The organism is Streptomyces mirabilis, from assembly GCF_018310535.1.
GTDB lineage: Bacteria > Actinomycetota > Actinomycetes > Streptomycetales > Streptomycetaceae > Streptomyces.
Genome location: NZ_CP074102.1, coordinates 4,690,304 through 4,711,094, shown reverse-complemented (window position 1 = coordinate 4,711,094; position 20,791 = coordinate 4,690,304). Strand labels below are relative to the sequence as shown.

Annotated in this window: 19 protein-coding genes and 1 pseudogene; 11 read left to right on the top strand and 9 right to left on the bottom strand. The window is 71.2% G+C overall.

Annotation, left to right across the window (positions count from 1 at the left end):
- Positions 1-81: 81 nt before the first annotated feature.
- The 3 genes from SMIR_RS20910 to SMIR_RS20905 all read right to left on the bottom strand — a co-directional run bounded on the left by SMIR_RS20910 (position 82) and on the right by SMIR_RS20905 (position 5,824).
- The gene (locus SMIR_RS20910) at positions 82-2,286 is read right to left on the bottom strand and encodes an ABC transporter ATP-binding protein (protein ID WP_168492838.1); all 2,205 of its coding nucleotides are present in this window, start codon (positions 2,284-2,286) and stop codon (positions 82-84) included.
- Between the two features lie 125 nt (positions 2,287-2,411).
- Entirely contained in the window at positions 2,412-2,543 is a 132-nt protein-coding gene (locus tag SMIR_RS44335) for a hypothetical protein (protein WP_256258009.1), read from the bottom strand.
- Between the two features lie 242 nt (positions 2,544-2,785).
- The gene (locus SMIR_RS20905; protein ID WP_168492840.1) at positions 2,786-5,824 is read right to left on the bottom strand and encodes an FAD-binding and (Fe-S)-binding domain-containing protein; all 3,039 of its coding nucleotides are present in this window, start codon (positions 5,822-5,824) and stop codon (positions 2,786-2,788) included.
- 285 nt (positions 5,825-6,109) lie between these two features.
- Between SMIR_RS20905 and SMIR_RS20900 the strand changes: the two genes are divergently transcribed.
- The 7 genes from SMIR_RS20900 to serC all read left to right on the top strand — a co-directional run bounded on the left by SMIR_RS20900 (position 6,110) and on the right by serC (position 13,090).
- The gene (locus SMIR_RS20900) at positions 6,110-7,867 is read left to right on the top strand and encodes a sensor histidine kinase (RefSeq protein WP_212727235.1); all 1,758 of its coding nucleotides are present in this window, start codon (positions 6,110-6,112) and stop codon (positions 7,865-7,867) included.
- Positions 7,864-8,271, top strand: a complete 408-nt coding sequence (locus tag SMIR_RS20895) for a roadblock/LC7 domain-containing protein (RefSeq protein ID WP_054235659.1) — start codon at positions 7,864-7,866, stop codon at positions 8,269-8,271. Before SMIR_RS20900 ends, SMIR_RS20895 begins: the two co-directional genes overlap by 4 nt.
- The gene (locus SMIR_RS20890) at positions 8,268-8,615 is read left to right on the top strand and encodes a DUF742 domain-containing protein (RefSeq protein ID WP_101404396.1); all 348 of its coding nucleotides are present in this window, start codon (positions 8,268-8,270) and stop codon (positions 8,613-8,615) included. The genes SMIR_RS20895 and SMIR_RS20890 overlap by 4 nt, the downstream gene beginning before the upstream one ends.
- Positions 8,596-9,240, top strand: coding sequence for a GTP-binding protein (locus SMIR_RS20885; RefSeq protein ID WP_212727234.1), 645 nt, complete (start codon positions 8,596-8,598; stop codon positions 9,238-9,240). The genes SMIR_RS20890 and SMIR_RS20885 overlap by 20 nt, the downstream gene beginning before the upstream one ends.
- Positions 9,237-10,460 (top strand): cytochrome P450, encoded by a 1,224-nt coding sequence (locus SMIR_RS20880; protein WP_168492844.1) that lies wholly within the window; start codon positions 9,237-9,239, stop codon positions 10,458-10,460. The genes SMIR_RS20885 and SMIR_RS20880 overlap by 4 nt, the downstream gene beginning before the upstream one ends.
- Positions 10,457-11,677: a cytochrome P450 family protein gene (locus SMIR_RS20875; protein WP_101404394.1), complete on the top strand. Its 1,221-nt coding sequence runs from the start codon at positions 10,457-10,459 to the stop codon at positions 11,675-11,677. Before SMIR_RS20880 ends, SMIR_RS20875 begins: the two co-directional genes overlap by 4 nt.
- Positions 11,678-11,971: 294 nt before the next feature.
- On the top strand, positions 11,972-13,090 hold the full coding sequence (gene serC / locus SMIR_RS20870) for a phosphoserine transaminase (RefSeq protein ID WP_099922014.1): 1,119 nt from the start codon (positions 11,972-11,974) through the stop codon (positions 13,088-13,090).
- Between the two features lie 59 nt (positions 13,091-13,149).
- Here the strand turns inward: serC and SMIR_RS20865 are convergent.
- Together SMIR_RS20865 and SMIR_RS20860 are read right to left on the bottom strand one after the other, a co-directional pair.
- Positions 13,150-13,410: pseudogene (locus tag SMIR_RS20865) on the bottom strand (cellulose binding domain-containing protein); the annotation flags it as partial.
- Positions 13,411-13,428: 18 nt separating this feature from the next.
- A complete protein-coding gene (locus SMIR_RS20860) occupies positions 13,429-14,415 on the bottom strand; it encodes a WD40 repeat domain-containing protein (protein ID WP_168492848.1) in 987 nt (328 codons plus the stop codon).
- Between the two features lie 138 nt (positions 14,416-14,553).
- On the opposite strand from SMIR_RS20860, the gene SMIR_RS20855 reads away from it, so the two are divergent.
- Positions 14,554-15,228, top strand: coding sequence for an SGNH/GDSL hydrolase family protein (locus SMIR_RS20855; protein WP_168492850.1), 675 nt, complete (start codon positions 14,554-14,556; stop codon positions 15,226-15,228).
- On the opposite strand, the gene SMIR_RS20850 is transcribed toward SMIR_RS20855, so the two are convergent.
- A complete protein-coding gene (locus tag SMIR_RS20850; protein ID WP_168492852.1) occupies positions 15,216-15,692 on the bottom strand; it encodes a nuclear transport factor 2 family protein in 477 nt (158 codons plus the stop codon). The genes SMIR_RS20855 and SMIR_RS20850 overlap by 13 nt on opposite strands.
- Before the next feature lie 126 nt (positions 15,693-15,818).
- On the opposite strand from SMIR_RS20850, the gene SMIR_RS20845 reads away from it, so the two are divergent.
- Both SMIR_RS20845 and SMIR_RS20840 read left to right on the top strand, forming a co-directional pair.
- Positions 15,819-16,397 (top strand): Uma2 family endonuclease, encoded by a 579-nt coding sequence (locus SMIR_RS20845; RefSeq protein WP_212727233.1) that lies wholly within the window; start codon positions 15,819-15,821, stop codon positions 16,395-16,397.
- A gap of 60 nt (positions 16,398-16,457) precedes the next feature.
- Positions 16,458-17,450, top strand: a complete 993-nt coding sequence (locus SMIR_RS20840; protein ID WP_212727232.1) for an aldo/keto reductase — start codon at positions 16,458-16,460, stop codon at positions 17,448-17,450.
- 253 nt (positions 17,451-17,703) lie between these two features.
- Here the strand turns inward: SMIR_RS20840 and thpR are convergent, their stop codons facing one another.
- The 3 genes from thpR to SMIR_RS20825 all read right to left on the bottom strand — a co-directional run bounded on the left by thpR (position 17,704) and on the right by SMIR_RS20825 (position 20,449).
- The gene (gene thpR / locus SMIR_RS20835; RefSeq protein WP_212727231.1) at positions 17,704-18,276 is read right to left on the bottom strand and encodes an RNA 2',3'-cyclic phosphodiesterase; all 573 of its coding nucleotides are present in this window, start codon (positions 18,274-18,276) and stop codon (positions 17,704-17,706) included.
- A gap of 107 nt (positions 18,277-18,383) precedes the next feature.
- Positions 18,384-19,667, bottom strand: a complete 1,284-nt coding sequence (locus tag SMIR_RS20830; RefSeq protein ID WP_212727230.1) for an MFS transporter — start codon at positions 19,665-19,667, stop codon at positions 18,384-18,386.
- A gap of 344 nt (positions 19,668-20,011) precedes the next feature.
- On the bottom strand, positions 20,012-20,449 hold the full coding sequence (locus tag SMIR_RS20825) for a MarR family winged helix-turn-helix transcriptional regulator (RefSeq protein WP_054235179.1): 438 nt from the start codon (positions 20,447-20,449) through the stop codon (positions 20,012-20,014).
- Positions 20,450-20,592: 143 nt separating this feature from the next.
- Here SMIR_RS20825 and SMIR_RS20820 point away from each other — a divergent pair, with 143 nt between their 5' ends.
- Positions 20,593-20,775 (top strand): ribbon-helix-helix protein, CopG family, encoded by a 183-nt coding sequence (locus SMIR_RS20820; RefSeq protein ID WP_101404380.1) that lies wholly within the window; start codon positions 20,593-20,595, stop codon positions 20,773-20,775.
- Positions 20,776-20,791: the final 16 nt, after the last annotated feature.

Sequence of the window (20,791 nt, the reverse complement as noted above, 5' to 3'; positions counted from 1 at the left end):
CCAGGGGCTCGACTCAAGAGTCGTGCATCAAGGTGCACTTCTCGGTCCACAGTAATGGACTAAGTCAGGCACGTGAACCCCTTATGCGCCTGTCCAGGGTGCCTCGTCGCGGAAGAGGGGCCGACCGTCGGGCAGATAGCCGTCAAGGGGGTCCCGCAGTGGATCGGGGTCGGGGAGAGGGTCAGGGAGGGGGTCGGGAAACGCGCCGGGGTACCAGGCTCCCTCGGCCCCGTACTGCCCTGCGGCTCCGTAGTACGCGTACTGCGGAACCGCTTCTGCCACGAAGCCCCCCGCGTAATCCACCGGCACCCCCGCAGGCACCCCGGTCGGCGCCCCCACAGCCATCCCCGTCGGCATCCCCGTCGGCATGCCGGTCGACATCCCCACCGGCACCGCGCCGCCCACCGTAACCTCCGCCTCCGTGAACAGCGGCAGCCGCAGCTCACCGGTGTCCATCAGCGCGTTGTTCTGCGATCCGTGCAGACGGGCGTACGCGCCGCCGCGGGCCAGGAGTTCGTCGTGGCGGCCGGTTTCGACCACACGGCCGCGGTCGACGACGAGGATCCGGTCGGCGTCGGGCGCCAGGTTGAGGTCGTGGGTGATCATGATCGTCGTACGGCCCTGCATCAGACGCCGCAGTGGCTTGATCACGCGGCGCGCTGCCATCGCGTCCAGGCCGGTCGTCGGCTCGTCGAGGACGAGGACCGGGGCGTCGCGCAGGATGGCGCGGGCGATGGCGAGCCGTTGGAGCTGGCCGCCGGAGAGGCGGGCCGAGTTGGGGTCGATCTTGGTGTCGTATCCGTCCGGCAGCTTCATGATGAAGTCGTGCGCGTCGGCGGCGCGCGCGGCCTCCACGAGCGCCTCGTCGCTCGCGCCGGGGCGCCCGCAGCCGATGTTGGCGCGGACGGTGTCGTGCAGGACGAGGGTCTCCTGTGGCAGCAGCGTGACGTACTCGCGCAGCCGGGCCAGTGGGAAGTCGCCCACCGGGACGCCGTCGAGGAGGACCGAGCCGGCGTCCGGGTCGTAGAAGCGCAGGAGGAGCTTGGACACGGTGGACTTGCCCGCGCCGCTCGGGCCGGTGACGATCACCAGCTCGCCGGGGCTGACCGTGAAGGACAGACCGCGCAGGGCGTCGCTCTCCGCGCCGGGGTAGCGGAAGGTGGCGTCGCGGACCTCCACGGCGCCGTCGGGGCGGCCGAGCCGGCTCTCGGCCGAGCTCGTCGGGTCGGCGACCGCGGGCCGCACATCGAGAATCTCGATCAGCCGTTCGGCCCCGGCGGTGGCGGCGGCGATGGTGAGACCGAGCTGGGCCAGGCCGCGCACGGGCGGGTAGAGGTAGCCGAGGAACGCGGCGAAGGCGAGCAGCTGGCCGAGGGTCATCCGGCCGCCGGAGATCTCCCACACGCCGAGGCCGATGACCGCGAGCACGCAGATCGTCTCGATGACCTGGACGAGCTGCTCGTACAGCTCGTTGAGGCGCCCGGAGCGCACGGAGGCCCTGAACCAGGCGTTCGCCTCCTGGTTCAGCCGCCGCCGCTCGGCGTCGCGGCGGTCGTACGCCTGGGTGAGGACGATGTTGCCGAGGGACTCCTCGACGACGGAGGTGATCGCGCCGTCGGCGACCCGGCCGTCGCGCGAGACGGACTTGATGGAGCCGGAGAAGCGGCGGGCGGCCAGCCAGAACAGGGGTGCGAGCACGAAGGTCGCCGCGGCCAGGTCCCAGCGCAGCCAGAAGGCGGCCGCCGCGTAGAACAGCGCGCTGAACGCCGCCGACGCCGCGCCCACGAGCCCGGACACGACCATCGTCTCGATCGAATCGACGTCGCTGGTCAGCCGGGACAACAGGTCGCCCTGGCGGTGGCGTTGGAAGAAGTGCGGCGGCAACTGCTGTACGTGGTCGAAGACGTGCTCGCGCAGCCGCATCACGAAGCGCTCGGTGACCCAGGTGGCGAGGGAGTTGCCCGCGTAGGCGACGGCGGCGCCGAGCACGGCGACGGCCAGCCATTCGGCGGCCGGGGCCCAGAACGCGGCCAGTGAGCCCTGTTGCAGGGCGTGGTCGGTCAGATCGCTGAAGAGGAGGATCGCGGCGGTTTCGGCGAGTGCGGCGAGCACCGTGCACAGCCAGATGGCCAGCAGCCAGCTCCGCAGCCCCTTGGTCAGCGGCCAGAAACGCCGGAAGGCGGTACGGGCGGGGATGGTCGGCGTGTCGTGGTCGAGTTCGTCCTCGTACTCGTCGTCCGCGTCCGCGTATTCCTCGTACTCCTGATTCTGCCTTTGCCGGGTCATGGCCCTCCTCGATTAAATTGCAGGCCGTGCCGTGGAATTTCCGTTCGCCGCCGGAATCGTTTATGGCAGCCCCACCAAAAGAGAGAGGCCGACGGCGCACCGTCGGCCTCTCTGCTACCGCCCGATCAGCGTTCGTCGTTGGGGAACGGCTTGGGGAGCGGCTTGTGCGCCTTCTTGCGCGGCTTCGGCGCCGGCGGGGGCGGGAGCTGCTTCGACTTGGGCTTGGGGGGCAGGGGGGCAAGCTTCTTGAAGCTCATGCCAACTCCTTGAGGTTTCTGGCTACGCAATAGCGAGCGCAATAGTGCGATGGTGCGAGAATTCTCTACGGAAACGGGCGGGAATCCCTGGTCGTCACCTCGGTTTTCCCTGCTGCCCGACATGAAGGAACCTACACGCCCCGCGCCCCGAGGCACAGCAAAATGCGGCACATGACGACTGTGAATCCCCTTATGAAACCTGAGAGTTGCCTAAAAAACCTGGGTATTGCTTATCCACGCCGTCAGTCCGCCCCTTGGTCGCCCTCCAGGTCCACCCCTCGGTCCACCCCTCGGTCCGCCCCTCGGTCCAGCGCCTCGGCCAGCGCCTCCGCCAGATGGCGCCCCTTGCGCCCCGCCAGCTGTTCCAGCTGTGTGCGGCAGGAGAAACCGTCCGCGAGAAGCAGGGTGTCGGGCGTGGCGGCCCGCGCGGCCGGGAGCAGCTGTTCCTCCGCGCAGGTCTTCGACACCTCGTAATGGCCCTTCTCGAAGCCGAAGTTGCCCGCGAGTCCGCAGCAGCCGCCCGCGAGGGAGCCGGTGAGGCCCGCCGCCTCGCGCAGCCGGCGGTCGGCGGCGTCGCCGAGGACGGCGTGCTGGTGGCAGTGGGTCTGGCCGGTCACCGGACGGTCGAGGTCCGGGGGTGACCAGTCCGGGGCGAGGCGCTCCAGGGCCTCGGCGAACGTCAGCACCGCCGAGGCGAGGCGCGCCGCGCGCGGGTCGTCGTGGAGGAGCTCCGGGAGGTCCGTGCGCAGGGCGGCGGCGCAGCTCGGTTCCAGGACGACGACGGCGGGTGGCCGCGGGTGGACGTCCGGGTCCAGGAACACACCCATCAGGTCGAGCGTGCGGCGCATCACCGCGCGGGCTCGGTCGAGTTGGCCCGTGGAGACGTACGTCAGTCCGCAGCAGACGTGGCCCCGGGCGCCCACCGACCAGGGGAGGTGCGAGAGCGACACGCTCTCCCCGGCCCGCGGCGTCCGCTTGCTCATCGCCACGGTCGGCGGGAGCATCACGTCCACCCCGGCCGCCTCCAGCACCCGTACGGCCGCCTTCCCCACGGAGGGCGACAGGTGCTCGGTGAAGGTGTCCGGCCAGAGGAACGCCACCTCCCTCGGGGCCCTGTCGAGCTCCGCCTCGGGGCCGTAAACCCCCTCCCGCATCATCCGCCGCACCCGCTCCTTGAACCGCCGCTCCCACCACCGGCTGAACGTCTCCGGCGCCAGGCGCGGGATCTCCCGCTCGGGTGCGATCCCGCCGAGCCGTTTGGCGAGCGCCGCGAACGGCCTTACGGACGCGAGGTAGTTGAGCAGCGGCGCCGTTCTCGTGCGGTCGGCCAGGCGCAGCCACACCGGCAGCCGGCCCATCGTGTAGTGCGCGGCGGGGCGCCTCCTGCCTTCGTAGTGGTGGTGCAGGAACTCCGCCTTGTACGTGGCCATGTCGACGCCCACCGGGCAGTCGGACCGGCAGCCCTTGCAGGACAGGCACAGGTCGAGCGCGTCCCGGACCTCGGTCGAGCGCCAGCCGTCGGTGACCACCTCGCCGGCGAGCATCTCGTGCAGCAGCCGGGCCCGTCCCCGCGTGGAGTGCTCCTCCTCGCCCGTCGCCCGGAACGACGGGCACATGACGCCTGCGTCGGCGGCCGTCGTACGGCACTTGGCGACCCCCACGCATCTGCGCACCGCGGCCGAGAAGTCTCCGCCGTCCGCCGGATATCCGAACGCCACGTCCACCGGCTCGCGCGGCAGCACCGCGAACCGCAGGTTCTCGTCCAGCCGGTTCGGGCGCACCAGCATCCCGGGGTTGAGCAGGTCGTCCGGGTCCCAGAGGTCCTTGGCCCGCTCGAAGAGGCCGACCAGCTCCGTGCCGTACATCCTGGGCAGCAGTTCGGCCCGTGCCTGCCCGTCCCCGTGCTCGCCCGAGAGGGAGCCCCCGTGGGAGACCACCAGTTCGGCCAGTTCCTCGGAGAAGCGGCGGAAGCGGCCGATGCCCTCACTGGTCAGCAGGTCGAAGTCGATGCGGACGTGGATGCAGCCGTCGCCGAAGTGCCCGTACGGGGTGCCGCGCAGGTCGTAGGCGCTCAGCAGGTGCCGGAAGTCGCGCAGATACGTGCCGAGCCGGGCCGGCGGCACCGCGCAGTCCTCCCAGCCCGGCCATGCCTCGCTCCCGTCCGGCATCCGGGTCGCCGTGCCGCTCGCGTCCTCGCGCAGCCGCCACAGGACGCGCTGCCCGGCCGGGTCGGTGACCACGAGGGAGTCCAGGACGTCGGCGGCCCGGACGATCGCGTCCGCACGCGCGCGTGCCTCCGCCGGGTCCGCGCCGCCCGTCTCCACGAACAGCCACGCGCCGCCGCGCGGCAGCCCCGCGTCCGGCGGTACGAGGTCCGCGGCCATCCCCTCCACGGTGAGCGGCCCCAGCGGCAGCAGCCCGGCCGCCGCCTGAGCCGCCGCGCTCTCGTCCGCGTAGGCAAGCACGGCCAGCGCCCGCGAGCGCGGTGTCTCGACCAGTCGTACGACCGCCTCCGTGACCACCCCGAGCGTGCCCTCGGAGCCGCAGAAGGAGCGGGCGACGTCGGCGCCCTTCTCGGGGAGCAGCGCGTCGAGCGCGTAGCCGGAGATACGGCGGGGCAGCTCCGGGAAGCCCGTGCGCAGGCGGGCCAGCTCGCCCTCGACCAGTGCCCGGAGGCCGTCCGGGGCGCCCTGCCAGTTCTGTCCCAGCCGTACGAGGGAGCCGTCCCCCTTGACCACCGACAGTTCGCGCACGCTGTCCGCCGTCGTGCCCCAGGCCACCGAGTGCGAGCCGCACGAGTTGTTCCCGATCATGCCGCCGAGGGTGCATCGGCTGTGGGTGGAGGGGTCGGGTCCGAAGCGCAGGCCGTGCGGGGCCGCGGCCTCCTGGAGACGGTCGAGGACGACACCGGGCTGGACGACGGCCGTGCGCGCCTCGGGGTCGAGCGCGACGATCCGGTTCATGTGGCGGGTGAGGTCGAGGACGACTCCGGTGCCGGTCGCCTGTCCCGCGATCGACGTGCCGCCGCCGCGCGGCACGACCGGCACCCCGTGGGCCCGGCACACGGACAGGGCGGCCGCCACGTCGTCGGCGTCGCGCGGGCGGACCACTCCGAGCGGGACCCTGCGGTAGTTGGACGCGTCCATGGTGGTCAGCGCCCGCGCGGTCACGTCGAAGGCGACCTCGCCGCGCATCTCCGCCGCGAGGGCGGCCCGCAGCCCGTCCACGTCGGGCGGGTCCGCCGCGCCGTTCGTGCCGTCCTTCGCGCCAAGATCCGTCATGTCTCCAGGATGACCCCGCGCACCGACAACGGTTCGTAACCGTGACGCATCGATCACCGGCCGATCGTCGGCGGATCACTGACCGATCACCGACCGATCGCCATCGCGATCACAGAACGATCACCGGCGGATTATGAGCTCGGATCCAGAACCTTCCCAATGCGATCACGAACTCTCATATAGTGACGGCAAATTGAGCAACCGGTGTCGGCTCTCGCCCAGGAACCTCCCCCCAGGAACCTCGCCCCAGGAACTTCGCCCAGGACACGACCGAGGACACGATTCATGACCGCGCCCATCCCCTCCGGCGAACGACCCACCCTCCGCGCGACAGCCCCCGCGCCCCTGCTCACCGCCGTCGCGGCAGCGGTCGCGGTCGTCGTCGCCGTCTCCCTGGCACCCGACTCGGCACGCGTCCCCCTCGCCTGGGGCGCGGGCGCCGCCGCCGTGCTCCTGTGCGTCGCCGTCGCGGTCGCCGCGCGCGCCCTGCAGACCGCCAAGCTCGCGCGCCGCCGCCTCGACGCCGTGACCCAGGACGCCGGACGGCTCCTGCAGGAACGGGCCCGCATGGCCGAGGAGTTCAACCAGGAGCGGTCCCGGCTCGCGGAGGAGTCCGCCCGCGACCGCGCGCGCCTGGCCGACGCCGACGCCCGCGAACGCGCCCTGCTCGCGCAGGGGTTCGAGGAGGAGCGGCACCGCCTCGCCACCGAGATCGCCGAGGAGCAGCGGCGGTTCGCCGAACTCTCCGAGGAGAACGCCCGGCTGACCGAGCGCATGCGGCGTGCCAACAGTGACCGGGCGGCCGCGATCTCGGCCACCGCCAACGCGGCCGGGCGGATGCAGGCCCTGTCCACCGGCATGCTCGCCGACCTGCGCGCCATGGAGGAGAAGCACTCCGACGAGGAGGTCCTCGCCGACCTCCTCCACCTCGACCACCGCACCGCGCAGGCGGGCCGCCTCGCCGACTCCGTCGCCGTCCTCGCGGGCGCCCGCTCCGGCCGCCGCTGGGCGCGTCCCATCGTCATGGAGTCGATCCTGCGCGGCGCCATGGGCCGCATCGGCGGCTACCAGCGGGTGCGCGTCCACTCCGCGAGCGACGCCGCCGTCGCCGGGCACGCCGCCGAGGGCGTGATGCACGCGCTCGCCGAACTCCTCGACAACGCCGCGAACTTCTCGCCGCCGACCGCCGAGGTCCACGTCTACGTCGAGGAGGTCCCGGCCGGTGTCATCGTCTCCGTCGAGGACAGCGGCCTCGTCATGGGCGACGTCCAGCTGCGCCGCGCCGAACGCGCCGTCTCCGCGGACGCCGAGAACGCCGCCGACCTTGGCGGCCTCACCGGCACCCGGCTCGGCCTCGCGGTGGTCGGCCGGCTCGCCCGCAAGCACGGCCTGAAGGTGTCCTTCCGGCCCTCCGCGCGCGGCGGCACGGGCGTCCTGGTGCTCATCCCCCAGGACATCCTGAGCCTGCCCTCAGTGCCGGCCCCGGCCGCCCCGGCGGCGACGGAACCCCAGGTCAAGCCCGCCGCGGCGACCCCGCCCGCCGAGGACAGCTCCCTCGCCGAGCCGCACCCCCAGGCGTCGTACGCCGCCGCCCGCGCCCCCGAGGACCTCGACCCGGACCCGGTCCCCACCCACGAGTCGCCCCGGCGCGACACCGACACCCCGCCGAACGGCACCCCCACGACCGGCACTCCCGCGACCGGCGGCCTCCCCAAGCGCCGCCGCGGCCGGACCCTCGCGCACGCCGAGCGCAGCCGCGCCCACCTCACGAACCAGGCCGACCCGGAGCCCCGTACGACCGACTCCAAGGCCACCGCCGCCCGCTTCAGCAGCTTCCGCCAGGCCGTCCGGGGCACCGCGCCGGACCAGGCGGCGGTCCAGGGAACGGTGCCCGAGGACGACGCCGTACGGGCCGAATCCGTACAGGACGAATCCGCGAACGCCGTACGCGGCGAAGAAGCCGTACGGGAGTCCGCCCCCGCGCATCCCTCGCACGCCCCCTCGCACACCCCCTCGCATCCGGAAGGCGACACCACTTCATGACCGGCACCACCACCGCCGACGAGAAGCTCTCCTGGCTCATCGAGGGCCTCCTCGAGCGCACCCCGGGCGCCCGGCACGCGCTCGTGCTCTCCCGGGACGGCCTGAAGCTGTGCCGCACGCCGGAGCTCACCGTCGACCGCGCCGACCAGCTCGCCGCGATCGCCGCCGGCATCCAGTCGCTGTCCCACGGGGCGTCCGTGGAGTTCGGCGACGGCACCGGGGGCGTGCGCTCGGCCATGACTGAGTTCTACGGCGGGGTCCTGTTCATCGTGGAGGCGGGCGACGGCGCCCACCTCGCCGTGGTCACCGCCGAGGACGCGGACGCCGGTCTGGTCGGGCACAACATGAGCGAGCTCGTGGAACAACTCGGCGAACACCTGAGCGCGCAGCCCCGGACGTCATGAGCCGTCCGGGCAGGGACGACGCGCCCGACCGGCTCTACACCCTCACCGGAGGGCGCAGCCGGTCCGCGCCCGACACCCCGTTCGACCTGGTGACACTCGTGGTCGCCGAGTGCGATCCGGTGGTGGGCATGCAGTCGGAACACGCGGCGATCCTGCGGTTGTGCGAGCGGCCGACGGCGGTCGTGGAGATCGCCGCCGTGCTGAAGCTGCCGGTGTCCATCACCCGCATCCTGCTCTCCGACCTGCTCGCCGCGGGCCGCGTCAGCGCCCGCCACCCCCAGAAGGCCGCTCTTCCCGATCCCGACATCCTGGAGCAGGTGCTCGTTGGACTCCGTAACCTCTGATGCCCGTACGTCCCAGGGGGCCGACGCCCCTGCGCCCCTGGGGGCACAGGCCGACAACGGTCTGAAGATCGTCGTCGTGGGCGGCTTCGGCGTCGGCAAGACCACCCTGGTCCGCTCCGTGAGCGAGATACGTCCCCTCAACACCGAGGAGACGATGACGCAGGCCGGCGCGGCGGTCGACGACATCAGCGAGGTGCGCGACAAATCCGCGACCACGGTCGCCTTCGACTTCGGGCGCATCACGCTGGACGCCCGCAATGTGCTGTACCTGTTCGGCGCGCCGGGCCAGGAGCGATTCTGGTTCCTGTGGGACCGGCTGTTCTCGGGCACGCTCGGCGCCGTCGTCCTCGTCGACACCCGGCGCATCGACGACTCCTGGTACGCGATCGACCGGCTGGAGCACCACGGGACGCCGTTCATCGTGGCCTGCAACGACTTCGGCGGCTCCGCGCACACCCCCGCCCAGATCCGCGAGGCCCTCGACCTCGATCCGCAGGTCCCGCTGCTCGACTGCGACGCGCGTTCGCGGGAGTCCAGCAAACGGGTGCTGATCACGCTGGTGGAGCACCTGAAGACTTTGTACGCCACCGAAAGCGCCCTCAAATCCCCGGAGTTGGCCCTGTGACCCCCGCCCCCGTGCCCCTCAGCGGGCCCCGGTTCCAGACCGAACCCGCCGAGCTGTACCGGGAGATGCGGCGCGACCACGGTTCCGTGACTCCCGTCGTCCTGGACGGCGACATCCCGGCGTGGCTGGTGCTCGGCTACCGCGAACTGCACCAGGTCACCGGCGACCCCGTGCTGTTCAGCCGCGACTCCGAGCTGTGGAACCAGTGGGACCGCATCCCCGACGACTGGCCACTGCTGCCGATGATCGGCCGCAAGCAGCCCTCGATCCTCTACACCGTCGGCGAACGCCACCGCGAGCGCGCCGCGATGATCAGCGACGCCCTCGAAGCCGTCGACCCCTTCGAACTGCGTGCCCAGGCCGAGAAGTTCGCCGACGAACTCATCGACGCGGCGTGCGCCAAGGGCGAGACGGACCTCATCGGGGACTACGCCGCCCTGCTGCCCGTCCGCGTCCTCGCCACGCTCTACGGCTTCGCCGAGGAACAGGGACCCGGCCTCGTCACCGCCCTCAACGACATGATCAACGGCCGTGAGGACGCGCTGGCCGGACAGCAGCACCTGGCCGGTTCCATGGCCCGGTTGATCGCCGACCGGAAGGCCGCGCCCGCGAACGACGTCGTGTCCCGCATGCTCGCGAACACGGCCGGCTTCTCGGACGAGGAGATCATCCAGGACCTGATGGTCATGATGGCCGCCGGCCACCAGCCGACCGCGGACTGGATCGGCAACTCGCTGCGCCTGATGCTGACCGACGAACGCTTCGCCGCCTCCCTCTTCGGCGGTCGCAACAGCGTCGCCGAGGCCATGAACGAGGTCCTCTGGGAGGACACCCCCACCCAGAACGTGGCCGGCCGCTGGGCCTCCCGCGACACCCAGCTCGGCGGCCACCGCGTCCGCGCGGGCGATCTCCTCCTCCTCGGCCTCCAGGGCGCCAACTCCGACCCGCAGGTCCGCACCGACGGCTCCGCCCTCACCGGCGGCAACAACGCCCACTTCTCCTTCGGCCACGGGGAGCACCGCTGCCCGTTCCCGGCGCAGGAGGTCGCGGAGGTCATCGCGCGGACGGGGATCGAGGTCGTAATGGACCGCCTGCCGGACATCGACCTGGCGGTCCCGGCCGACACCCTGGCCCGGCGCCCCTCACCGTGGCTGCGGGGCCTGACCGAACTGCCCGTGCGCTTCACCCCGACCCCGGCCCTGGGAGGCACCCCCGCATGACCAGTCGTATCGTCCTGGACCCGTTCGTGTCCGACCTGGACGGCGAGAGCGCTCGGCTCAGGGAGGCGGGACCGCTCGCCGCCGTCGAACTGCCCGGCGGCGTCCCGGTCTGGGCCGTCACCCACCACGCCGAGGCACGCGCCCTGCTCACCGACCCCCGGCTGGTCAAGGACATCAACGTCTGGGGTGCCTGGCAGCGCGGCGAGATAGCCCCCGACTGGCCGCTGATCGGGCTCGCCAACCCCGGCCGCTCCATGCTCACGGTGGACGGCGCGGACCACCGCCGGATGCGCACGCTGGTCGCGCAGGCGCTCACACCGCGCCGGGTGGAGCAGATGCGGGAGCGCATCACGAAACTGACGGAGGGTCTGCTGGACTCCCTGGCGCCGGGCCCGGACGGGGTCGTCGACCTGAAGGCCGACTTCGCCTACCCCCTCCCCATGTACGTCGTCGCCGACCTCATGGGCATCGAGGAGTCCCGGCTCCCCCGCCTCAAGGAACTCTTCGAGAAGTTCTTCTCGACGCAGACCCCGCCCGCGGAGGTCATCGCCACGCTGACGGAGTTGGCCGGGATCATGGCGGCGACGGTCGCCGCGAAGCGGGCGGAGCCCGGTGACGATCTGACCTCGGCCCTGATCCTGGCCTCCGAGGACGGCGACCATCTCACCGACGAGGAGATCGTCTCCACCCTCCAGCTGATGGTCGCGGCGGGCCATGAGACGACGATCTCCCTGATCGTCAACGCGGTGGTCAACCTCTCCGCCCACCCCGAGCAGCGCGCCCTCGTCCTCTCCGGCGAGGCGGACTGGTCGGCGGTCGTGGAGGAAACCCTCCGCTACTCGACTCCGACCTCGCACGTCCTGATCCGCTTCGCGACGGAGGACGTACCCGTCGGGGACAAGGTGATCCCCGCGGGCGACGCCCTGATCGTCTCGTACGGCGCGATCGGCCGCGACGAGAACGCGCACGGTCCGAGCGCGGGCGACTTCGACATCGCCCGCACCACGAAGAACCGTCACATCTCCTTCGGCCACGGCCCGCACGTCTGCCCCGGCGCCGCCCTCTCCCGCCTGGAGGCGGCGGTCGCCCTCCCGGCCCTGTACGCCCGTTTCCCGTCCCTGGACCTGGCGATCCCCTCCTCAGAACTCCGCAACAAGCCGGTGGTAACCCAGAACGACCTGCACGAACTCCCGGTACACCTGACCCCGACCCCCTGACCCACTCCCTCGCCCCGGGCCTCCGCCCCGGACCCAGCTGGACGTCTTTCCGGCTGCGGGTGGGTGGGGGCCGGTCGCGCAGTTCCCCGCGCCCCTGAAGGGGCGCTGCGCGCATCTTCAGCCCGTCCGGCGTTCGAGGACGAGGCCGTTCAGGCCGATGCGGGGGTCTGGGAGCGGAGCCCCCAGGGATGGGACGGGTAGGGGCGGCGGGGGCGAGGAAAAGTGGGCCCCCGCCCCGTCTCACCCGCCGGACGAGGTTTCCACCACGTTTCGCATAACGGATACGCTCCCACCGTGGCTGATATCCAGATCCCCGCTGACATCAAGCCCGCCGACGGACGTTTCGGCGCGGGCCCCTCCAAGGTGCGCACGGAGGCGCTGGACGCGCTGGCCGCGACCGGTACCTCCCTGCTCGGCACCTCCCACCGCCAGGCCCCGGTCAAGAACCTGGTCGGCAAGGTCCGCGAGGGCGTGCGCGACCTGTTCTCGCTCCCCGACGGCTACGAGGTCGTCCTCGGCAACGGCGGCTCCACCGCCTTCTGGGACGTCGCGACCCACGGCCTGATCGACAACAAGTCCCAGCACCTCACCTTCGGCGAGTTCAGCTCCAAGTTCGCGAAGGCCGCCAAGCTCGCCCCCTGGCTCGCCGAGCCCACCGTCATCTCCTCCGACCCGGGCACGCACCCCGAGCCGGCGGCCGAGGCGGGCGTGGACGTCTACGCCTACACCCACAACGAGACCTCCACCGGCGTCGCCGCCCCCCTCAAGCGCGTCAACGGAGCCGACGAGGGTTCCCTCGTTCTGGTGGACGCCACCTCCGGCGCCGGTGGCCTCCCGGTCGACATCACCGAGACGGACGTCTACTACTTCGCCCCGCAGAAGTCCTTCGCCTCCGACGGCGGCCTGTGGATCGGCGTCTTCTCCCCCGCCGCCATCGAGCGCGCCGAGCGCATCCACGCGAGCGGGCGTCACGTGCCGGAGTTCTTCTCGCTCCCCACGGCGATCGACAACTCCCGCAAGAACCAGACGTACAACACCCCGGCCCTCGCCACCCTGTTCCTGCTCAACGAGCAGCTGGAGTGGATCAACGGCCAGGGCGGTCTGGAGTGGTCCACGGGCCGTACGAAGGACTCCTCGACCCGCCTCTACACCTGGGCCGAGGAGAGCAAGTACGCGACCCCGTTCGTCGCCGACCCCGCCAAGCGCTCGCAGGTCATCGGCACGATCGACTTCGCCGACGAGATCGACGCCGCCGCCGTCGCCAAGGTCCTGCGTGCCAACGGCATCGTCGACACCGAGCCCTACCGCAAGCTCGGCCGCAACCAGCTCCGTATCGCGATGTTCCCGGCGATCGACCCGGCGGACGTCGAGGCGCTGACGAAGTGCGTCGACTACGTGATCGAAAAGCTGTAGTCCTCACTCGTACGCAGAGGGGGCGCCCGGCGCGGACATGCGCGCCGGGCGCCCCCTTCTCACGTCGCCGTGCACGTCACCGTCGGCATGGCCCCACCCCCCGGCGCTCCCCCGAACCCCAAGCTCACCGAACCGCCCACCGCGACGGCCCCGTTGTGATCGGCGTTCGACGCGGTGACGCTCGCCCCGCTCTGCGTGTAGCTCGCGTTCCACATGGTGGCGACCTGCTGCGCCCCGCACCAAGTCCAGCTCACCTTCCAGGACTTGAGAGCGACCGTCCCCGTGTTGGTCACCTTCACGTCGCCGTCGAAGCCACTGCCCAGCGATCCATGGGGCGACTACGACTTGCGCAACAACCTCCGCAGCCCGAACCCCGCCGCCAGAACCGCGGCGACGGCGAGCGCCCCCTTGGCACCGGAGCTCATGCCGCCGCCGCTCCCGCCGGCCGACGCCGATCCCCCGCCCTCCGAAGGCGACTTGGAGCCGGAATCGCCCCCGGGAACCGAACCGGGCTGGACCGGGCTGTCCTTGCCCTCGCTGCCGTACATGAGCTTGGCCCCGTCGGGGGTGTACGTGACCGACTCCCCCTGCCGCTGGAGCGGCACGTTCAACCGCCCCTGGCGCTTGGGCTTCCCGTCGTTCCAGGCGTACGCGATCCCGCCGAAGTACCCGCGCACGACGAGCTGTTCGCCGTCGGGCGAGAAGGCGCCGTCGGTGACCCAGAGGTCGATGGTGGCGACGGGCCGGAAGATGTTGGTGCCCGACGTGGAGAGCCGGGCCGGACCCTCGTACAGGTGGCCGCCGTCCTCGTTCTTGTCGGCGATGTAGACCCGTCCGGTCTTCGGGTGGACCATCAGCGCTTCGGCGTTGCGGGGGCCGTCCGCGTACTTCACGACGTACTGCGTGGCCCGGATCGTCTGGTCCTTGAGCACCTTCGGCTCGGGCAGCTTGTAGATCCACACGTAGGACCACTTGCCGCCGAGGTTGTCGCCGATGTCGCCGACGTAGAGGTCGCCGTCGGGCCCGAGGGAGATGGCCTCGACGTCACGCGGCGCGCCCACCCCCTTCATGGTGATGGTGGCGACGGTCTCGCCGGTCCTGCTGTCGACGGCGTAGAGGTACGGACCGTCGTCGCTGTCGTTGTGGGTCCAGTAGATGCCGGGGTGGAGATGCGAGGCGGCGAGCCCGCTCGACTCGGCGATCCGGGGATCCTTGATCGTGAACCCCCCGTCCCCGTCGGCGGCAAGGGCCGGCGCCGGCAGCGCGAGGGCGAGAACGGCAGCGGCGGAGGCGGCTCCGGCGAGGAACGAGGACGATCGGCGCATGGCCCAAGCCTGCCATCCCGGCGCCGCCGGGACCCGGGTGCGCCCGCGGGGAGCCGCGGCCGCCGGCGTGTCCATCCTCACACCTCACACCCCACACGGCCCTTACTGATCGCCCGCCCGATCATCCATGATGAGCGGATGCTCAGGTTCATGCCCGTCGGCGACTCCATGACGATCGGAAGCGCGGGCGAACACACATGGCGTTACCGAATGTGGCAGCACCTGCGCGCGACGTACGGGGGCCCGTTCCGGATCGTCGGCCCGCGCGAGACGCTGTACGACAAGGCGACGGAGTCCGCCGACTCGCACGAGTACGCGGACCCGGACTTCCCGCGCGCCCACCTCGCGGGCTGGGGCGAGGGCTGGCAGCACATGGTGCCCCTGATCGGTGAGGCGGTCCGCACCCAGCGCGCGGACGTGCTCCTGGTCTCCCTCGGCCTGATCGACCTGGGCTTCTACACGAACGCCGTACAGACGGCGGCGAACGCCCGCGCCTTCGTCGCCGAGGCCCGTGCGGCGAACCCGCGCATCCACCTGGTCCTCCTCCCGGTGATACCGAACGTCCGCGCGGAGTCCGACGCGCCCTTCGCCGCCGAGGTCGCCGCCTTCAACGAACTCCTGGCGAAGGCGGTGGCCGACCTGGACGAACCCCGCTCCCCCGTCCTCCTCGCCTCCCCGCCCCCCGGCTACGACTTCCGCCACGACACGTACGACGGCACGCATCCCAACGCGACCGGCGAGCACAAGATCGCGGAGGCCTTCGCGGAGGCGATGTACCAGGCCTGGGACCTGGGCGAGCCCTACTCGGCCTGACCGCCGACACCGGCCGGCGGCTTTCCCCGGGTCCAGATCACCTCTATGGCCGTGTCGCGGAAGCGCCAGCCGTCGGGGGTACGCCGAACCTCGGCCCGGCAGTGACCGCCCACGGTGAAGAGGGTGCCGTCGTGGTGAACGTGAGTCATCAACGCGTTCCAGGAGACGGCGGCCACCGCCCCGCCCTCCGCCACCTCACTCATCACGTCGGTGGCGATGTGCTGCGTACGAGCGAAGCGCCCGAGCGCCTCGACGGTGTGCCGCAGCACGGCGTTGCGCCCTTCGTTGTCACCGATGGGCGTCCGCTCCCGCACGTCTTCCGTGAAGTACTCCCGTGCCCACTCCTCGTCGATCTCCCGCACGTCGAGCGAACGGAAGAACCGGCTGACGAGCAGACCGATGGCGCTGTGGTCGGCGTAGTTGGGGTGGTTGGCGTGATCTGTGCGATCGGTTGCCGAGGTCATGCCGCCAGCCTGATGTCTCAACCAAGGTTGAGGTCAAGCATGCCCCCACGTAACCGGGTCACCGTGCGTATCGTTGTACCGCGCGGCTGCACTCGACCCGGTTGCGGGCCGGGGAGGAACGCCACGATGACCGTCCTTGAAGACAGGATCGAGATGGCCGACAGCGACGACATGAGCGCCTTGGACAGGCTCTTTGAGCGGCTGTCCGTCCCCGAGGGCTACCGGGCCGAGATCGTCGAGGGGGCCGTCTACATGGTGCCGCAGCGGAGCATTCACTGGTTGATCATCCGCAGGATCGTGCGCGCCCTGGACGAGAGGTTCGGCATGGACGCCATGGTCTTCTCGGACGTGCGCATCGACTTCCCCGGCGGCCTGAACGGCTTCTGCCCGGACGTGGCGAAGTTGCGCGACGGGGCGGAGCAGAACTCGGCGAACCACTGGCTCCACCAGGACGTCGAGTTCGTCGCCGAGGTGATCTCCAAAGGGACTGCCGCCAACGACTACGGCCCCAAGAAGACCGCGTACGCCACCGCCGAAGTCCCCGTGTTCCTGGTCGTGGACCCGTACGTCGGCAAGTGCCACGTCTACACCCAGCCCAAGGACGGCGAGTACGTCACGGAGACGACGGTCTCCTTCGGCGGAGACGTCGACCTGACCACCACCCTCGGACTCACCCTCAAAACGGACGAGTTCCCCCGCGACTGAGCCCCCGTCCCGCACGCCTCCCTTGCCTAGAGCGCACTCCACCCCGTTGGCTAGGGAGTCATGAAGTACACGCAGCTCGGACGCACGGGACTCAAGGTCAGCCGACTCGTCCTCGGCACCATGAACTTCGGTCCGCAGACCGACGAAGTCGACAGCCACGCCATCATGGACGCGGCGCTGGACGCAGGGATCAACTACTTCGACACCGCGAACGTGTACGGCTGGGGCGAGAACAAGGGCCGTACGGAAGAGATCATCGGAAACTGGTTCGCGAAGGGCGGTGAGCGGCGCGACAAGGTCGTGCTCGCCACCAAGGTGTACGGGAACATGGCCGCCGACGGCGACGCCTGGCCCAACCACGACAAGCTGTCGGCCCTCAACATCCGACGGGCCGTGGACGCCTCCCTCAAGCGGCTGCGGACCGACTACATCGACGTCTACCAGTTCCACCACGTCGACCGCCGCACTCCCTTCGAGGAGATCTGGCAGGCCGTCGACGTGCTGGTGCAGCAGGGCAAGATCCTCTACGTGGGGTCCAGCAACTTCCCCGGGTACAAGATCGCCCAGGCCAACGAGATCGCCGCCCGGCGCCACGGCACCATCGGTCTCGTCAGCGAGCAGTGCCTCTACAACCTCGCCGAGCGGCGCGCGGAGATGGAGGTCATCCCGGCCGCGCAGGAGTACGGCCTCGGGGTCATCCCCTGGTCGCCGCTGCAGGGCGGACTGCTCGGCGGCGTCATCAAGAAGGAGGTCGAGGGCGGACGCAGGGCGAGCGGCCGGGCCGCCGACTCCCTCGCCAACACCACCATCCGCGCGCAGATCCAGTCGTACGAGGATCTGCTCGACAAGCACGGGATCGAGCCCGGCGAGGCCGCCCTGGCCTGGCTGCTGACCCGCCCCGGCGTCACCGGCCCCATCGTCGGCCCCCGCACCGCCGCACAGCTCGACTCGGCCCTGCGCGCGGTCGAACTGGAGCTGTCGGACGAGCTGCTGACCGGCCTGGACGAGATCTTCCCGGGTCCTGGCCCGTCCCCGGAGGCCTTCGCCTGGTAGCGCTCCCCAGGGGGCGCCCGCCAGGGCGCCCCCTCAAGGGGCGTGGGGAACCGCGCGACCGGCCACGACCTGCCCGCGGGCAGACGAGCTGCGCGGTGTTCCGGCCGACCCGGCGGAGCGGTCAGGTCGGCTCTACTTGACCGCCGCCGCCAGCGCCACCACGACGAACATCAGCACGAGCACACCGGCCATGATTTGGTTTCGGGTCTTCGGGTTCACGTCATCGAGGTTAACCGGCCGTCCCCGGGCGCCTTCAGCCGCCCGCCCCGTCCAGCGGCCAACGCGCCACCGTCTCGTAGCGGGGCTGCTCCCCCCGCACTCCCGACCTCGGCAGATTGCTGCGTACGAGACACAGTTCCCGGGCCGTCCAGTCCCGCCCGGCGAAGGCGTCCAGGGCGGCGACGTACGGGGCGAAGTCCGCGGTGTCCCGGCTGCGGGCCAGCGTCAGGTGCGGGCGGTAGCGACGGTGCTCGCCCGTCTCGACGCCCGCCTTCCGCGCCGCCGCCTCCGCCCGGTCGGCCAGCAGCCGCATCGTGGGAACGTCCCCCGACACCCCGGTCCACAACGCCCGGCCCCCGAAGTGGCCGCCGCCATGGAGGGCGAGAGGGAAGGAGGGGGTGCGGTGGGCCGCGCGGGCCAGGCGGTCCGACAGGGGCTGGACGAGTTCCTCCGCCACCTCGCCGTAGAAGGCGAGGGTGAAGTGCCAGCCGGGGCGGCCCGTCCAGCGCAGTCCGTCCGCGCCCGGCAGGCGGTGCAACTCGTCGACCACCGTGCCGAGTTCACGCACCGCGGCCTGAGGTGGCAGCACGGCCGCAAAGAGTCTCATGCCCATCACCCTTCCAGGAAATGGATCACCTGACCACCTTCGCGCCGTGCCGCCGGCCGAGCGACCGCCGTACCGCGGTCGGCCGGGCAACCGTACGGCGGCCGTCGTCACACCGCCGCGGCCAGCCGCTCCTTCTGCTCCCCCGCTTCCTTCGGTACGAAGCTGACCTGCGGGTGGCCGTGATGCCAGACCACGGACAGACGCAGCCCGCCGACACGGGTCAGGACCAGGCCGACGGTGGTCGCGGCGACGGCCGAGACCAGGCCGCCGAGGGCGAAGCCCACGCGCGGACCGTAGGCGTCGGTGACCCAGCCGACCAGGGGCGCCCCCAAGGGCGTACCGCCCATGAAGACCATCATGAACAGCGCCATCACCCGGCCGCGCATGGCCGGGTCGGTGCCCATCTGGACGGCGGTGTTCGCCGTGACGTTGACGGTGAGGCCGAAGATCCCGATCGGGACCATGAGGAGGGCGAAGAGCCAGAAGGGCGGGGCCAGGGCCGCCACCACTTCCAGGATGCCGAAGGCCATGGCCGCCGCGATCAGGATGCGCAGTCTCGCCGTGCCGCGGCGGGCGGCGAGCAGCGCGCCGGCCACCGAGCCGACCGCCATCAGCGTGTTGAAGAGGCTGTACCCGCCGGCGCCCGCGTGGAAGATGTCGTCCGCGTACGCCGAGAGCCAGACCGGGAAGTTGAAGCCGAACGTGCCGATGAAGCCGACGAGGACGATCGGCCAGATCAGCTCGGGGTGGCCGGCGACATAGCGCAGGCCTTCGCGGAGCTGGCCCTTGCCGCGCGGCGCCCGCTCGACCGGGTGCAGGTCGCGGCCGCGCATCAGGAGCAGGCCGACGATGGGCGCCACGAAGGACAGGCCGTTGAAGAGGAACGCCCAGCCCGTGCCGACGCCGGTGATCAGGACGCCCGCGACGGCGGGGCCGACCAGGCGGGCGGACTGGAAGTTGGCGGAGTTGAGGCTGACCGCGTTCTGCAGCTGGCCCGGGCCGACCATCTCGGAGACGAAGGACTGGCGGGCCGGGTTGTCGACGACCGTGGCGAGACCGACGGCGAAGGCCGCCAGGTAGACGTGCCAGACCTGGACGTGGCCGGAGAGGGTCAGGAAGGCGAGCGCGAGGCCGGTGACGCCCATGGCGGTCTGGGTGGCCAGCAGGGTGGGGCGCTTGGGGAGGCGGTCGACGAGGACGCCGCCGTACAGCCCGAAGAGCAGCATCGGCAGGAACTGCAGCGCGGTGGTGATGCCGACCGCGGCGGAGGAGCCGGTGAGGCTCAGGACCAGCCAGTCCTGAGCGATGCGCTGCATCCAGGTGCCGGTGTTGGAGACGACCTGGCCGAGGAAGAACAGCCGGTAGTTCCTGATCCTCAGCGAGCTGAACATCGAGGAGCGGGGGGAGCGGGAGGAATTCTCGGGGGCGGGCGGGGAGTCGGGGGTGGCTGGTCCGGGGGCGGAAGGTATTCCGGATCCCGTACTCAAAGGGATTCGCCTCCTAGCGTGGGACGTCATTGCACGCGGGCGCGGCCGCGTCTGTCACGGTGAGGTTCGGGCACGGCGGAGCGTGCGGGGCAGTGCGCACGGCCGTCACGGCGTGCCCCTGGCGGTGCATGGGACACCGTGGCCGGCGCACATCCGGCGCTGTGCCGTGCGCGGCTGCGACCGCCGCGCGGCGCCCGCGCCGAAGCCGCGCCTGTCGCGTGCGGGCCCGGGCCGGGTGTGCGCCCCTGTCACAGTTGCGCGAGCTTTTCGAGGACGGGCGCGGCCTCGCGGACCTTCGCCCACTCGTCCTCGTCGAGGGCCTCGACCAGTCCGGCAAGGAACGCGTTGCGCTTGCGGCGGCTCTCCTCGAGCATCGCCTCGGCCTTGTCGGTCTGGGTGACGACCTTCTGGCGCCGGTCCTCGGGGTGCGGCTCCAGTCTGACCAGGCCCTTGGCTTCCAGCAACGCGACGATGCGGGTCATCGACGGTGGCTGCACATGCTCCTTACGGGCGAGCTCGCCGGGCGTGGCGGTGCCACAGCGGGCGAGGGTGCCGAGCACCGACATCTCGGTCGGGCTCAGCGACTCGTCGACCCGCTGGTGCTTGAGTCGACGCGACAGCCGCATTACTGCGGAGCGCAGGGCGTTCACGGCGGCAGCGTCGTCGCCATGGGTGAGGTCAGCCATGTCTTTAGGGTAACTCATTACTCTCGCTAAAGAGCCACGGAGTGCCCGTGACGCGGGCCACTGAACCTTTACGTCACCCATATGAGTGAGTCGCATCCAGAAAGTGACCCCTCGTCCACCCGGCGCCCGCGACCCTTGACTGCATGGGGACCAGCGTGCTCAGCCTGCGGATGGACGGGGAGCTGCTCGACCGGCTCCGACACCATGCCGCCAAACGCGGAATGAGCGTCCAGGACTATGTCGTCCGGACGCTCATTCGCGATGACTTCGACGAGCGGTTCCAGACCGCGGTCGAGGAGACGGAGAAGTTCTACGGGGTCACGTGAGCCCCCGTGGGGCCGC